The organism is Solwaraspora sp. WMMD937, from assembly GCF_029581175.1.
In the GTDB taxonomy this organism is placed as follows: domain Bacteria; phylum Actinomycetota; class Actinomycetes; order Mycobacteriales; family Micromonosporaceae; genus Micromonospora_E.
In genome coordinates this window covers 526,405-540,074 of sequence record NZ_CP120738.1, presented here as the reverse complement: position 1 = coordinate 540,074, position 13,670 = coordinate 526,405, and the positions used below count along the sequence as shown (strand labels likewise).

The following is a 13,670-nucleotide window of genomic DNA, read 5'->3' as shown; positions in this document are numbered from 1 at the left end:
CGCATATTGAGGTAGACGAGGAGACCTATCGGAATTTGGCGTTCGCCGCGAGGGTTGCGGGCATAGAGATTGGTGAGGTTGTCACCCGCCTGGTGGCACTGCCTCGGGAGCCGAGCACGCTTGAGCCGGTGGGGGATGAGCCCACTTCGATCCCTGTCTACGCTGACTACGACGGCCACCGGACTCGGGCATGTTTCACTCCGGGACCAGGGCGGGTCGAAATTCTGAGCGGCCCGCTCGCTGGTTCGGTGTACCGCACGCCGAGCGAGGCTGCTCGGGCCGTGGTGAGCGAACGGCGCCCCGGGGTCAACCCACAGCGGAACGGCTGGACCTTCTGGATCGAGACAGCTACCGGGGCACCTATCCAACGGTTGCGCCACGTCAGAAGTTGACGCCCGCTATCCGCCCTCCGGCACCGTCCTGCTGGTGACTGCGGCGGCCGGCGGGCGTCACGGGGGCGGAGTCTGGGGACCCGGTGCGGGCGGATCGGTGGGACGCACGCTGAACAGGTCACCCGGCTGGCAGTGGAGCACGTCGCAGATGGCGGTCAGCGTGGAGAACCGGACCGCTCTGGCCCGGTCGTTCTTCAACACCGACAGGTTGACCACGGTGACTCCGGCCCGGTCGGCGAGTTCAGTGAGGGTCATCCGGCGCTCGGCCAGCAGCCGGTCGAGGTGGCAGACCACCCGGTGACCGGCGGACTGTTCGTCGTCGGTCGGGGCCATCAGACCAGTCCGTCGAGGTCGGCGCGCATCGCCGTGCCCCGGCGCAGGAACTCGGCCGCCGCGCCGAGGCCGAGGCCGAGCAGCAGGACGGCCACCGGCGGGTCGATGACGGCCTGCAGCGTCAATGTCTGGTCCGGCTGCCAGGCGTGCCGGGCGGCGCTGACGAGTGCGAGGTGCCCGGCGGCCTGCAGCGCGGCGGCCAGCGATCCGCCGAGCAGGAGTACGGCGGCCGCCGCGCCGACCCGGCGGGCGTTGCGCGGGTGGAAGGGGTCCGCTGAGCGCAGCGACCGCACCACCCGCCACAGCAGTCCGCCGGCCGTCGCGACGACGGCGGCGAGCAGCAGCGCCGGCCCGAAGATCCAGAGCCGGTCGCCGACGGTCGGCTCGGCCACGGTCAGCAGGGCGGCGTCCTGGGGCGTGAGCGTGAAGCGGCCGGCGGTGGCCTGCGGCCCGAGGTCGGTGGCGGGGTTCACCGTGGCGGGTACGACCAGGTTGTCGGCGATCAGTACGCCGATCGCCGCGCCGGCGGCCAGCAGGGCGCCGAGTGCCACTGCACCTGCCGTGACCGTCTCGAAGGCCCACTGACCGGCCGGAGCGGTACGGGGACGACGCCCCTGCTCGATGTCGTGCCGCACGGCGGCCCTCCCTATCGAAATTCGATATGAAACTGGGTCTAGTATATCGAATCTCGATATGCCGACGGCGGGTCGCCCCGCCACCAGCACGTCGGAGCGACCGCATCCGCCCACCGGAAGGCTGGACCAGCACAATGACCATCCCCGTTCCCGTCCGCTCCGCCGGGGTGTTCCTGGCCGGCGCGCTCATCTGCTTCGTCGGCCCACCGCTGGCCATGGGACTCTTCGCGGCCGACGGGGTGCCGGCGGTGCTGGTCGCGGTCGCCGTCGCCGAACTGGTGTCGGCCGCCGCCCTCATCGCCTGGTGGTTACGCCGCCACGGGCTGCCCCGCCGAAGTCTCGGCCTGACCTCGCGGCACTGGCGGCGGGACATGCTGATCGCGGTGGCCACCGTTCCACCCCGCCTGCTACTGGAGTTCGGGGTGCTGATGCCGGCGGCCGGCGGCGAAGCCAACCCGGAGGTCCAGGAGATCCTGCGCATGTCCGCCGCCGGGCCGGCCGCGTTGGCCGCCACCATCTTCCTGGGGATCGTCGGCGGCGGCATCGCCGAGGAGCTGTACTTCCGCGGGTTCCTGCTCGGGGCGATCCCGCAGCGGTCCGCCCGCCCCCGGGTGGCGCTGTGGGTGGCGGCGGTCGTCTCGGTGGTCCTGTTCGGCGTGCTGCACCTGCCGGCCAGCGCGCTGGCCGGGCTGTCCATCACCGTCGCCGGTCTGGTCTACACCGGGCTGTTCCTGGCCACCCGCCGGCTGACCGCGCCCATGGTGGCCCACGCGCTGTGGAACGCCGCCGCGCTCGGCACGGTCCTGCTCAGCTACGGCTGATCACAGCTGGGTGGCGGTCCGGACGAGCCCGGCGACGGCACGGGAGCGGCTGTCCGGCAGCCAGGCGAGCACGGTGGTGACGTGCGGCGCGTCGGTCAGCGGCACTGCCGTGTGCGCGCTCCACAGCCACGACCGGGACGAGGCGCACAGCACGGCCATGGTGTGCCCGAGGGCGATCAGCTGGGCCAGCTGCGACTGGTCGTGGATCTCCGGCCCGGGTCCGGGTTCGTACGTACCGTCCGGGCGCGGCCAGCGGGCGACCGGCAGCCCCGGCACGTCGCCGATGTCGGCCATGGTCAACGACGTACGGGTGGCGAGCGGATGCCCGGCCGGGAGGATCGCGACCTGCTGCTCGGTCAGCAGATCCTCAGTGTCGAAGCCGGTGAGCGAGTCGAACGGCCGCTGCATCAGGGCGGCGTCGGCGCGGCCGTCGCGCAGCATCCGCGCCTGGTCGCCCATGCCGCACAGCAGCACGTCGATCTCGGCCGCGTCCGGCTCGACGGCGTGCGCGTCGAGCAGCTTCTGCAGCAGTTCGTGGCCCGCGCCGGCCTTGGTGACCAGGGTCAGCCGGTTCGCGCCGGCGGCGGCGCGGCGGGTACGCCGGGCCGCCGCCGCGGTGGCGGCCAGGATGACGCGGGCCTCGTCGAGCAGCACCTGACCTGCGTCGGTGAGTGCCACTCTTCGGCGGTCGCGGTCGAGCAGGGTGACGCCGAGGCGGCGTTCGAGCCGGGCGATCGCCCGGGACAGCGGCGGCTGGGCGATGCCGAGCCGTTCGGCCGCCCGGCTGAAGTGCAGCTCCTCGGCGACCGTGACGAAGTACCGCAGCTCACGGGTCTCCAGCGTCTCCACGCCGACAACGATACGTCGGTGATACCCGCCGGGTATGACAGCGGAACTCAACTGGTGTAACGACGGCGGCTACCGCCGCGCCACCATCGGCGTCATGACCGAAACGAAGGCCACGACCGGAACGAAGACCGCGCTGGTCACCGGCGCGAACAAGGGACTCGGCTACGAGATCGCCGCCGGGCTCGGCGCCAAGGGCTACCGGGTGGCGGTGGGAGCGCGCGACGCCGCCCGCGGCGAAGCGGCCGTCAAGACGCTGTACGCCGCCGGCGTCGACGCGTTCGCCGTACCGCTGGACGTCACCGACGACCGCAGCGTCACCGAGGCCGCGCAGCTGATCGAACGCACCGCTGGAGGACTCGACGTCCTGGTCAACAACGCCGGCATCGCCGGCGAGACCGGGCCGGGGTGGGAGCAGGACCCGACCACGCTCGACCTCGACGTGGTCCGCCAGGTCGTCGACACCAACGTGTACGGCGTGATCCGGGTGACCAACGCGATGCTGCCGCTGCTGCGCCGGTCGCCGTCGCCGCGCATCGTCAACATCTCCAGCAGCGTCGGCTCACTGACCTGGCAGTCCGACCCGGAGATCAACGTCGGCCCGATCATGGCGGCCTACTCGCCGACGAAGACGTACCTCAACGCGGTCACCGTGCACTACGTGCGGCGACTCGCCGGCACCGACATCCTGATCAACACGGCCTGTCCGGGGCTGGTCGCCACCGACTTCACCGGCGGTGTCGGGCGTCCGGTCCAGGAGGCCGCCGCCACCCCGATCCGGCTGGCCACGCTGCCCGACGGCGGCCCGATCGGCACGTTCGTCAACGACGACGGCAGCATCCCCTGGTGAATTCCGACGCGGCGTGGAACGCGGGTGCGAGCGCGCCCGCCGCTGATCATCGGCTCAGCGGCAGCTACGGCCGGCGTTGATGCACCTGGCGATCTTCCTCATCTGCTTCGCTGAGTTGACGTTGATCAAGTCGTTGTGGCCGGAGAACCAACCAGGACTCGCCCGCGACCCAGGTGTAGAAGCGGTCCGCCGGCAGAGCGCCGGGTCGCAGGTCCGCGCCGTCCGGCTGAACCAGTGGACGCGTACGCCGGCGGGTGTCTCGACCGACCTGATGTCGGCCCTGGTCGGGACCTCCAGGTAGACCTCCGTGGCCAGCGTCGGCGGTGTGCCGCTGAGGATCGACAGTACGGCGGGCAGTGCACTCTCGTCGCCGATCAGCAGTTGCCGGTCCACCTGCTCCGGCCGCCGGTACCTGGTGCCGATGTCGAAGATCCCGGCCGGGGTGCCCGGCTCGGCATCGCGTGCCCAGGACGACATGGGTGAGTCGCCGTGCAGGGCGAACTCGATGTCGATCTCGTCGTCGGCGGGTCGGGTGCGCCGGATCGTCAGGTCAGTCCCGCGGGTCGACGACGGGAATCCCCGCGTCCTTCGCCGCAGCCGCCAGCCGGTTGTCGTACGTGGCGAGGCCGGCCAGGTCCGTCCCGAGCACTCGCGCGGTGGCCAGGTGGATCGCGTCCAGCGACCGCAGCATCCGGTCCGGCTCGTCCATCGCCGCGTCGACGACCTCGTCGTCGATGTTTATGTAGTCGAAGGCCAGCAGGAGGGCTCTGGCATCTGGTAGGGCCGCCGGCATGACCCGGCCGACGGCCCTGATCACCTCGATCCGCAGCAACGTGGAACTGACCCACGACGCGCCCGGGTGTTCGTCGTAGAAGGCGGCGAACGCGTGGGAGTGGCTCTCCTCGGCCAGCAACTTGAGCGCGGCGGATGTGTCGATGTAGTAGAGACTCACCAACGTTCCTCGTCGCGTAGCGTGCCGAGGGCGTCCCCGAGTCGGTCGGTGCCGTCCCCGGCCCGCATCCGTGGCCGGAATCCTGGCCGTACCGCCAGACGCGCCCGACCCGCCGTGACCAGGCGGTCCAACACCGGCGTCGGCTCGCGTTCGGCCACCGGCACGATCCGCGCCACCAGTTTTCCGTACTCCGTCACGTCGATCGTCTCGCCGTGTCGCACCCGAGCCAGCACCTCGCTGGTGTTGTGGCGTAGTTCCCGAAGACCAACCGAGTGCTCGCCAGCAGCCGTCATGAACGAAATGTATCACAATTTTGTGACCACATGACCCTGCTGTGTGCGTCGTGGCCCGATCCGGTCTGCGATGATGGCGGGATGTCCCCCGGTACCTCACCGGCCGTCCAGCCGTTCGCGCACCTGCAGGCGCAGAACGTCACCCTGTACCGGGACGTGCTGGACGCCTTCGTCCGGGCGAAACGTCGGTTCACCGTGCATCTGCGGCCGGAGGACGTCCTGGCGGAGATCGGCCCCGGGGCGTCGCTGGAGGCCGTCGCGGCGGCGCTGGCCCAGCTCGCCGAGTGGGGCAACCTGCGGGCCGACCCGGACACCGGACGGGTCACCACCGTGGAAGACTTTCACCGCGCCCGCTACCTCTACCAGTTGAGCGCGCACGGCCACGCCGCCGAGCAGGCCATCGCCACATACGAGGAGGCGATCGGCCGACGCGGCGCCCTGCAGTCGGTGGCGCTGTCCGACATCGCCGACCAGCTGCGCGCCCTGCTGGGCATCGCGACCGAGGCCGCCGCCGGGTCCGCTCCCGACCCGGCGAAGACCCACCTGCTGATGCTGAGCCTGGTCGACCGGTTCACCGGGCTGGCCGACAACGCGCAGGCGTTCATGGCGTCGCTGCGGCGGGCCGTCGACTTCGCCGACGCGGATGTGGCGGCCTTCCTCGCGTACAAGGAACAGCTGATCGCGTACCTCGAACGGTTCATCGCCGATCTCGCCAACCGGGGCGCGGAGATCGCCAACCTGGCCCACCGGATCGAGGCGACCGGGGTACGCCCGCTGCTGGAGATCGTGGCCCGCCGGGAGGCCGTCGACGCCGCACCCGGCGAGGACGCCGACGACCGGGCACTGCATCAGGCGCGGGTGGTCTGGCAGCAACGCTGGGACGGGCTGCGGGACTGGTTCGTCAGCGGCGACGCCAGCCGGCAGTCCCAGGCACGGCTGCTGCGTACCGCCGCCATCGGCGCGATCCGGCAGCTGCTCGGCGCGGTGGCGTCGATCAACGAACGTCGGGCCGGCCGGTCGGACCGGTCGGCCGACTTCCGGTCGCTGGCGCTGTGGTTCGCGCAGGCCCCGGACGACGAGGCCGCGCACCGGCTGTGGCACACCGCGTTCGGCCTGTCGCCGGTGCGGCACCTGACCGTGACGACCGAGACCCTGGCCGCGGTCGAGCAACGACCGGTGCCGGCATCGACGTCGTGGGCCCACGCACCCCGGCTGGAGATCAGCCCCCGACTGCGCAAAACCGGATCATACGAGCGGCGCGGCTCGCCGAGCCGGGTGCTGGACCGATCCGCGCAGCGGCGGCAGTTGGCCGAACGTGCCGAGCGGGAGACGGCCCAGACGGCCCGCGCCCGAGCGGCGTTGGCCACCGACGGGCCCGTCCCACTGTCTCGCCTCGGTGAACTGGACACCGCCGAGTTCCGGCTCTTTCTCCATCTGCTGGGCGACGCGCTGGCGGCCCGGCGGCCGGACGCCACGGAGGTGACCACCACCACTTCCGACGGCACGCTACGGGTACGCCTGGTCCGCGTCGACGGGGCGCCGCCGGTGCGGATCGTCACCGCCGACGGGGTGCTCACCGGGCCGGAACATCTGGTCGACATCACCGACCTGGCTCCGACCGGAGCCGACCTGGTCTCGGCCGGTCTGGTCTCTGCCGGAGCCGACCTCGCGGCGGTCGGGGCGGCCGGGTGAGGGCGCGCGGCCCGGTCGAGGGCGACTCCTCGGGCCGCCTGCAGCGGGCCGCCCGGCTGCTGCTCGCCCGCCCGCTGCTGGTCGCTGGGCTGACCCCGGACGACGAGTTCCGGCTGGTCCGCACGTACGCCGCAGAGCTGCGCGAGTGGTTCGACCGGGAGACCGGGTGGCGGCTGGTCGCCGACGCCCAGACGATCCGGCTGATGAAGCTGACCGCCGACCCACAGGACCAGACCCACCCGGCTCGGGATCCGAAGGCCAGGACCCCGTTCTCCCGGCAACGGTACGTGTTGACCTGCCTCGCCCTGGCCGCGCTGGAACGCGCCGACGGGCAGATCACCCTGGGCCGGCTGGCCGAGGACGTGGTGCTGGCCGCCGCCGATCCGGCGCTGGCCGCCACCGGGTTCACGTTCGCCCTGGACCGGCGGGAACGGCGGGCCGACATGGTGGCGGTGGTCCGGCTGCTGCTGCACTGGGGGGTGCTGCGTCGGGTGGCCGGCCACGAGGACGCCTACCTTGGCACCAGCGGCGACGTGCTCTACGACGTGGACCGGCGGGTGATCGCCGGCCTGCTGGCCAGCAGCCGCGGCCCGTCGATGATCGGTGACGTGGCACCGGACGGCCGGCTGGCGGCGCTGACCGTCGAGGTGGTGCCCGATGTCGAGGATGCCCGCAACCGGGCGCTGCGGCACCGGCTCACCCGGCTGCTGCTCGAACAGCCGGTCGTCTACTACGACGAGCTGACCGAACCCGAGCTGGCCTATCTGACCAGCCAGCGGTACGCCATCCTGAACCGGATCACCCAACTGACCGGGCTGGTCGGCGAGGTACGGGCCGAAGGGGTCGCGATGGTGGACCCGGCCGACGAGCTGACCGACGTCCGGATGCCGGCCGAGGGGATGCAGAGTCACCTGACGCTGTTGCTGGCGGAACGGATCGCGGCGGCCAGCACCAGCGGTGCCGGCGCGGGCGGCGCGGGCGGGCTGCGGGTCAGCGAACTGCACCGGCACACCCGCGAGCTGGCCCGGGCACACCGGTCGTACTGGCGAAAACACGCCACCGACCCGGGCGCCGAGGTCGAGCTGGTCGCCACCGCGTTGGACGCGCTGCGTGCCCTCAAACTCGTCACTGTCGAGCCGGCCGAGGACCCGCTGGTCGTCGCCCGCCCGGCGATCGCCCGTTACGCCCTGGCGGAGCCGACGATCCGGGAGACCCGTCCCGCCGCCCCGAGGAGGTAACCGTCACCGTGACCGCCGTAGTCACCACCGCCGGACCGACGACCATATCGGCCCGGAAGCTGCCGGTGCCGGACCGGGAACGGTGGCAGCCACTGCGGGCCGGGCTGGTGGACATCTTCTACTACGACCAGGAGGAGTTCCACTTCCACGGCGGCAGTCTGCTGCTGCGGGGCAACAACGGCACCGGCAAATCGAAGGTCCTCGCGTTGACCGTACCGTTCCTGTTGGATGGCGAGCTGACACCGTACCGGGTGGAGCCCGACGGGGATCCGCACAAGCGGATGGAGTGGAACCTGCTGCTCGGTGGACGGCACCCGCACCCGGAGCGGACCGGCTACACCTGGCTGGAGTTCGGCCGCCGCGACGCCGACGGCACCGCCCGGTACCTGACCATCGGCTGCGGACTGAAGGCGGTGGCCGGGCGCGGAATCGCCCGGCACTGGTACTTCGTCACCAGCCAACGGGTCGTCGCCGACCTGCAGCTGCTCACCCCCACCGGTACGGCGGCGACCCGGGACCGGCTGCGGGACGCGATCGGCCCGGCGGGGATGCTCTACGACCGGGCCGTCGACTACCGGCGGGCGGTCGACGAGGCACTGTTCGGCCTGGGCGACCGGTACGACGCGCTGGTGTCCCTGCTGATCAAGCTGCGGCAGCCGCAGCTGTCCAAGCGTCCGGACGAGAAGACCCTGTCCCGGGCGCTCGGCGACGCGCTGCCGCCGCTGGACGAGAACCTGATCGCCCAGGTCGCCGAGGCGTTCCGGGGTCTCGACGACGAGCGGGAGACGCTGACCGAGCTGCGCGAGACGAAGAAGGCCGCCGACGACTTCCTCACCCGCTATCGGCAGTACGCGCGGATCGCGGCGAAACGCAAGGCCGCGGTGCTGCGGCAGCAGCACAGCCGGTACGAGCAACTGGGCCGCGAGCTGGGCGACGCGCAGCGGGCGCACGAGCAGGCCGACCGGGCGGTACGCCAGGCCGAGGTCAAACTGGCCGAGCTGGACGCGCGCGCCACCGAGCTGCAGGCGCGCCGACGGGCGCTGGCGGAAAGCCCCGAGGCGCGTAGCGCCGAGCATCTGCGTCGGCTGCGGGAGGCGGCCGATCAGCGGGCGACGTTCGCCGACCAGCAGGCCAAACGCCTGCGTGACGTCGAGGCGGAGGCGGCCCGGACCCGGCGTACCGCCGAGCAGACGGCGCAGGAGCTTCAGTCGGCCCAGCGGGACGAGGCGGCGGCCCGTACCCGGGTGGCCGGCGGTGCGGCGGCGGCGCGGATCGCCGACCGGCACCGTGACCGGGTCCTCGCCGCCCTGCCGGACGACTCCGCCCATGGGCTCGACGAGGCGCGCCGCGCCGCCGGCCAGCTGGTCCAGGATCGGCGGGCCGCGCTGCGTACCCTCGATCGGCTCCGCGCGGCCGCCGAGTCGGCCCGGACCCTCGCAGACCGCGCCCGGGAGGAGGTCGACCGGCTGGCCGCCGAGGTGGCGGCGGCCGACGAGGCGGTCACCGACGCCGAGACCGCCGCCGCCGAACAGGGCGAAACCCTGGTACGGCGCACCGGCGAGTACCTGACCGGGCTGGTCGAGCTGTCGATCGCCGACCCGGAGGCGGTGCTCGGCCGGCTCGACTCCTGGGTGAGCACACTCGACGGGGACAACCCGGCCGCCCGGGAGGTGACCGCCGCCAGCCGGGCAGCCGCCGAGGCGATCGCCCGCGCCGACGCGGCGGTGGAGGCCGAGCAACGGCGGGTCGCCGACCGGGTCGGGGAGATCGACGCCGAGCTGCGTCGGCTGACCGACGGGGCGCACCAGCCGCCACCGGCACCGCACACCCGGTCCCCGCAGCTGCGCCTCGACCGGCCCGGCGCACCACTGTGGCGGGTCGTCGACTTCGTTGAAGGCGTGCCGCCGCAGGTGCGTGCCGGCATCGAGGCGGCGCTGGAAGCCGCCGGGGTGCTCGACGCGTGGATCGACCCGGACGGCACGGTCCGCGACCCGGACAGCGGCGACGCGCTGCTGCGACCAACCGACGAGGTGGCGACGAACCTCGGGACGCTGCTGCGTCCGGCCATCGACGACGCCGACCCGCACGCCGCCGCGCTGACCGGGCCGACCGTCGCCGCCGTCCTCGCCGCGATCGGCCTCGGCGCGGAGTCCGGTGCGGCGACCTGGGTCGACACCGACGGCGGCTTCGGCATCGGCGTCGTCACCGGCCGGTGGACCAAACCGGACGCGGAGCACATCGGCGACGGCGCCCGGGAAGCGGCCCGCCGGGCCCGGATCGCTGCGCTGCGCGCCGAGTCCGACGAACTCGCCGCCGTGTCGGCCGACCTCGCCGAGCAACGCACCAGACTGGACGAACGTCGGCGGGCGGTCGGCCACGAGACCGAGAGTCTCCCCTCCGACCAGCCACTACGCGAGGCGCACACCCTGGTCCGTGGCGCCCACCAGTTGCGCCGGGACACCGCCTGCCGACGTGACGAGGCGGCGGCGAGGCACCGTACGGCGGTCTCGGCGGCGCAGACGGCGCTGGCCGAGGCGACCGAGTTCGCCGACGACGTGGGTCTGCCACACGACGCCGACGGGCTGGCGGAGGTTCGCGACGGGCTGCAGGACTACCAGGTGACGTTGGCCGCCTGGTGGCCCACCCTGACCGGGGTACGCGACGCGACGCGACGCCGCGCCGAGGCGTCCCGCACCTACGAGGAGAAGCAGGAGAAGCTCGAACCGGCCGCGATCGAGTCGGCCGAGGCGGCCGAGGCGGCCCGGCTGGCCCGGGTGGAGTTCGAGACGTTGGACGCGACCGCCGGCGCGACCGTCGCCGACCTGGAACGCCAGCTCCGCGAGGTGGCCGACGCCGAGCAGGAGTGCCAGTGGGAAAGCCGGGAGACCCGGCAGCGCGAACGCGACGCCTGGGGTGCCCGGGGCGACGCCGACGGGCGACGGGACCGGCTGACCGAGGAACTCGACGGGGCCACCGCCACCCGGGACGCCGCCGTCGAAGTGCTGCGGGCCTTCGCCGACACCGGCCTGATCGCCCTGGCCTGCCCCGAGCAGGAACTACCGGACACCCGACAGCCGTGGGCGACGACCCCGGCGGTGGCCGTGGCGCGCGGCGTCGACCGGCTGCTCGCCGACGTCGACGACGGTGACCGCCCCTGGGAACGGATCCAGCACCAGGTCAGCCTGGACATGAAGGTGCTCACCGACAGCCTGTCCCGGCACGGACACCAGGTGCTGCCCGCCGTCCGCGAGGACACCATGATCGTGGAGGTGGTGTTCCAGGGGCACGGCCGCTCCGTCGCGGACCTGTCCGCCGCCCTGGTCACCGAAATCGACGAACGGCAGCGGGTGCTCTCCGCCCACGAGCGGGAGGTGCTGGAGACCCACCTGGTCAACGAGGTCGCCGGAGCGTTGCAGGAGCTGGTCGCCGGCGCCGAGCAGCAGGTTGCGACGATGAACGGCGAGCTGGAGGAGCGGCCCACCTCCACCGGCATGCGGCTGCGGCTGCTGTGGCGGCCCACCCGCGACGCCCCGCCCGGCCTGGCCGAGCTGCGCGCCCGGCAGCTGCGGCAGAGCACCGACGTCTGGAACGACGCCGACCGTCGAGCGATCGGCGCGTTCCTGCAGGAACAGATCAGCCGGGAACGGCTGCGCGACGAGGCGGCGACCTGGCACGAGCAGCTCACCCGGGCGTTGGACTACCGGGCCTGGCACGAGTTCGCAATCCAACGCCACCAGGACGGGCAGTGGCGGCCGGCCACCGGCCCGGCCTCCGGTGGTGAACGGGTGCTGGCCGCCAGCATCCCGCTGTTCGCCGCCGCGTCCTCGTACTACGGGTCGGCGGGCAATGCGCACGCGCCGCGGCTGATCGCCCTCGACGAGGCGTTCGCCGGGGTCGACGACGACTCCCGGGCCAAGTGCCTCGGGCTGCTCGCCACCTTCGACCTGGACGTGGTGATGACCAGCGAGCGGGAGTGGGGTTGCTATCCGCAGGTGCCCGGACTGGGCATCGCGCAGCTGGCCCGGCACGACGGCATCGACGCCGTCCTGGTCACCCCGTGGCGGTGGGACGGGCGGGAACGGCACCGGATGCCTCGGGTCGAGCTGGCGGTACCGCAGCAGCGACCGACCCGCCCGGACGGCGAACCCGACCCGACCCGACCGGACCCAACCGGATCTGACGGCTCGGAGCAGCCCGCTCTGTGGTCCGCCGAGTGACCGGACCGGACGGCGATGTGGTCGGGCCGGATCTCGATGTGGTCGGGCCGGATCTCGATCGGCTGCGCCGGCAGCTCGGCGGGGCCGACACCGAACGGGTCGTGCAGCGGCTCCGCCAGCGGATGGCCCACGGCCGGCCGCTGACCGGCACGATCTCGCTGAGCCAGCCGACACCGGCCGAGCGGCTGGCGGTGCAACGGCTGCTTGGGCGGCCACCCGGCCGGGGCACCTCGCTGACGGTCAACCTCGACGACCTCGACCAGGTGGTCCGCCGCAGCGGCCTGCACCCGGACGGGCTGGCCGCCGCCGTCGAGACCCTCCTCGGGCCGGTGCCGGTGACCGCCGAGGTCCGCGCCGCCGCCGACGCCGCCTGGCGTACCGTGCTGGAGCCGTTGGACCGGCTCGGCCGCCGCGCGCCGCACCTGGCCGACTGGTGCGGCGACCGCACCACGGTCGCGCTGGCCCGCCGACTGTCCGGTACGCCGGACGCGGCGGCCCGGCTCGTCGAGCACCTGGTGGCGGTGCTGGCGGCGTTGCCTGCCGACGGGGCCCCGCTGGCCCGGCTCGCCGCGCAGACCACCGGCGACGCGCATGCCCTCGACGCCGACCGTCCGCTGGCGACTGTCGTGTTGTCGGCGGTGCGGGCCGTCTGGTGGCCCGGCGACGACGAACCGACGTCTCCGGCGCAGCGGCGGCGGGCGCTGTGGGACAGCGCCGGTGTCCTTGTCGACGAACTATCGTCGACCGTACTGACGCTCAACGTCGTGGCGAGTCCGGGCAGCCGGCTGTCCGCCCTGACGGCGCCCGCCGCGACGGCCGGTGAGCCGCTCGTGCTGACCCTGCGCCAACTCGGCCGGGAGCGGTCGACTTTCCCGGCCGGCACCGTCCACGTCTGCGAGAACCCGACGGTGCTGGCCGCGGCGGCCGACCTGCTCGGTCCGGAGTGTCCGCCGCTGGTCTGCGTCAACGGCCAGCCGAGCACGGCGGCGCTGCGGCTGCTGACCGGCCTGACGGCCGGTGGCGCGCGGTTGCGCTACCACGGCGACTTCGACTGGGGCGGGGTACGGATCGCCAACCTGTTGCGCTCCCGGGTGCCGTGGCAGCCGTGGCGCTACGACGCCACCGCGTACCGGGCGGCGGTGGCGGGCGCGGCCGTGGTGGGCGCCGTCTCGGGGACGTTGACCGGCCGGCCGGTCGACGCCGGCTGGGACGCGGAGCTGACCGCTGCGATGAGCCGGCACGGTACGCGGGTCGAGGAGGAGCTGGTCCTCGACACCCTCCTCGCCGACCTGTCCGGTGCCCAGTAGCGCGTGATTTCCTGCCCATAGTCGACTGTCGCACCGGTTGTCCGCTGAACGGACGTGCGAGTGGCCCTACCGGATTGTCTGGCCTAGAGTCTGC

The 13,670-nt window shown here is 73.0% G+C and carries 12 protein-coding genes; 6 read left to right on the top strand and 6 right to left on the bottom strand.

Translation table 11 applies throughout. The annotated features are described in order from the left end of the window. Positions 1-449: 449 nt before the first annotated feature. Both O7621_RS02440 and O7621_RS02435 read right to left on the bottom strand, forming a co-directional pair. Positions 450-725 (bottom strand): helix-turn-helix transcriptional regulator, encoded by a 276-nt coding sequence (locus O7621_RS02440; RefSeq protein ID WP_282232538.1) that lies wholly within the window; start codon positions 723-725, stop codon positions 450-452. Beyond that, entirely contained in the window at positions 725-1,360 is a 636-nt protein-coding gene (locus O7621_RS02435) for a DUF2975 domain-containing protein (RefSeq protein ID WP_282232537.1), read from the bottom strand. Before O7621_RS02435 ends, O7621_RS02440 begins: the two co-directional genes overlap by 1 nt. A gap of 134 nt (positions 1,361-1,494) precedes the next feature. On the opposite strand from O7621_RS02435, the gene O7621_RS02430 reads away from it, so the two are divergent. Further along, complete coding sequence (locus tag O7621_RS02430; RefSeq protein WP_282232536.1) at positions 1,495-2,181, top strand: CPBP family intramembrane glutamic endopeptidase; 687 nt, start codon at positions 1,495-1,497, stop codon at positions 2,179-2,181. Here the strand turns inward: O7621_RS02430 and O7621_RS02425 are convergent, their stop codons facing one another. Further along, complete coding sequence (locus O7621_RS02425) at positions 2,182-3,021, bottom strand: LysR family transcriptional regulator (protein ID WP_282234422.1); 840 nt, start codon at positions 3,019-3,021, stop codon at positions 2,182-2,184. Between the two features lie 103 nt (positions 3,022-3,124). Between O7621_RS02425 and O7621_RS02420 the strand changes: the two genes are divergently transcribed. After that, the gene (locus O7621_RS02420; RefSeq protein WP_282232535.1) at positions 3,125-3,877 is read left to right on the top strand and encodes an SDR family oxidoreductase; all 753 of its coding nucleotides are present in this window, start codon (positions 3,125-3,127) and stop codon (positions 3,875-3,877) included. Positions 3,878-3,931: 54 nt separating this feature from the next. On the opposite strand, the gene O7621_RS02415 is transcribed toward O7621_RS02420, so the two are convergent. The 3 genes from O7621_RS02415 to O7621_RS02405 are packed head-to-tail and all read right to left on the bottom strand — an operon-like array spanning position 3,932 to position 5,122. Continuing rightward, a complete protein-coding gene (locus tag O7621_RS02415; protein WP_282234421.1) occupies positions 3,932-4,420 on the bottom strand; it encodes a siderophore-interacting protein in 489 nt (162 codons plus the stop codon). A 7-nt stretch (positions 4,421-4,427) separates the two neighbouring features. Then, on the bottom strand, positions 4,428-4,829 hold the full coding sequence (locus tag O7621_RS02410; RefSeq protein WP_282232534.1) for a type II toxin-antitoxin system VapC family toxin: 402 nt from the start codon (positions 4,827-4,829) through the stop codon (positions 4,428-4,430). Beyond that, complete coding sequence (locus O7621_RS02405) at positions 4,826-5,122, bottom strand: type II toxin-antitoxin system prevent-host-death family antitoxin (RefSeq protein WP_282232533.1); 297 nt, start codon at positions 5,120-5,122, stop codon at positions 4,826-4,828. The genes O7621_RS02410 and O7621_RS02405 overlap by 4 nt, the downstream gene beginning before the upstream one ends. 81 nt (positions 5,123-5,203) lie before the next feature. Between O7621_RS02405 and O7621_RS02400 the strand changes: the two genes are divergently transcribed. The 4 genes from O7621_RS02400 to O7621_RS02385 are packed head-to-tail and all read left to right on the top strand — an operon-like array spanning position 5,204 to position 13,576. Continuing rightward, positions 5,204-6,814, top strand: coding sequence for a TIGR02677 family protein (locus O7621_RS02400; protein ID WP_282232532.1), 1,611 nt, complete (start codon positions 5,204-5,206; stop codon positions 6,812-6,814). Further along, entirely contained in the window at positions 6,811-8,052 is a 1,242-nt protein-coding gene (locus O7621_RS02395) for a TIGR02678 family protein (protein WP_282232531.1), read from the top strand. Before O7621_RS02400 ends, O7621_RS02395 begins: the two co-directional genes overlap by 4 nt. 8 nt (positions 8,053-8,060) lie before the next feature. Continuing rightward, positions 8,061-12,269 (top strand): TIGR02680 family protein, encoded by a 4,209-nt coding sequence (locus O7621_RS02390; protein WP_282232530.1) that lies wholly within the window; start codon positions 8,061-8,063, stop codon positions 12,267-12,269. Continuing rightward, positions 12,266-13,576 (top strand): TIGR02679 family protein, encoded by a 1,311-nt coding sequence (locus O7621_RS02385; RefSeq protein WP_282232529.1) that lies wholly within the window; start codon positions 12,266-12,268, stop codon positions 13,574-13,576. The genes O7621_RS02390 and O7621_RS02385 overlap by 4 nt, the downstream gene beginning before the upstream one ends. Positions 13,577-13,670 lie beyond the last annotated feature (94 nt).